The organism is Vibrio sp. Vb1755 (genome assembly GCF_033338635.1).
Classification (GTDB): domain Bacteria; phylum Pseudomonadota; class Gammaproteobacteria; order Enterobacterales; family Vibrionaceae; genus Vibrio; species Vibrio alginolyticus.
The window spans coordinates 1-1,022 of sequence record NZ_JAWOTA010000382.1 but is presented as its reverse complement, the minus strand read 5'-3'; the positions used below and the strand labels follow the sequence as shown (position 1 = coordinate 1,022).

Annotated in this window: 1 pseudogene; it reads right to left on the bottom strand. The window is 51.4% G+C overall.

Annotated features, from left to right (window positions below):
• Positions 1-996: pseudogene (locus R7E00_RS25300) on the bottom strand (exopolygalacturonate lyase); the annotation flags it as partial.
• Between the last annotated feature and the right edge of the window lie 26 nt (positions 997-1,022).

Here is a 1,022-nt window from a genome sequence, read left to right as displayed (position 1 = left end):
CACGGTTTGCTTCGCTACCACTTTGCCATTGTGCAGAACTTCAAATTCGCCCGAGTAGTTGGCACGAGCTTGAACCGGATACTCCTTGGTTGCAGAGCGAGGTGAAGAAGCGATTTGGAATACCAATTCTCCCTGCTTGGCCGCGTATTTTGGAGCGTCCACGGTATCCGCCGCAGCAAGCTGCAAATCGACATTGCTCACCGTCATTTTTGCATTGCGTGACGCAAAGAAGCCGACGTATTGCGAGTCTGAGTTTTGCATTTCAACGATATTGGCATTCGCGCCTTTTACCGCTTGCTCAACGAATTTTTCGCCATTACGGTAGCTGACTTTGAAACCATCATTGGTGCGTGTCAGCGTCATGCGGTAGGTTTCAGCCGTGCCGTAAGGCACCCCTTCCACATAATCGACACGGCTTAAACGGTTACCCGGTGTTCCCCAAGGTTGATAAACGCCTTCACGAAACGATGCGTTGATGTTGGTCATGCCATCGTTCGTGCGGGTGTGAGAACGCATTAGGTTCATCACCATGTTCGATGCAGACGGAAACTCTTCATGGCCCTCAGGTTGCGGCACTAAACGCTCGGCACCTAGAATGTCGCGCACCATCAAACCTGCGCCTTCTTGGCGGTTGGGTGTCGCGCCAGTTTCCGGGCCAAGCTGTTCAAGCACCACATCGGCACTGAGGGTAAAGTTCACATCAGTTGGTAGCTCGGTGTAGTAAAAGGTGAGTCCTTCATGCGAGTTAGCTAACTTGCCGCCGCGGCTTTCAATGGTAAATGTGGACGCTAACTTACCAGCAGCGACAACATCACCATTGACCGTCACTTGGTTCACGCCGACTTTTTCCGGCAAAATGGTTGAGCCAAAGTTCATGTCGGTCGATTGACCAAAAGTGACCGCTTTCCAAGTCAGGTCTTCGACCTTAATCTCAGCAGCGTGTGCGGCTGGGGCCAATATGGCCGCCAGACACAAGGCTAAAGTGTGTTTTTTCATGGTCACTTTTCCTTGTTAGAAGTTGT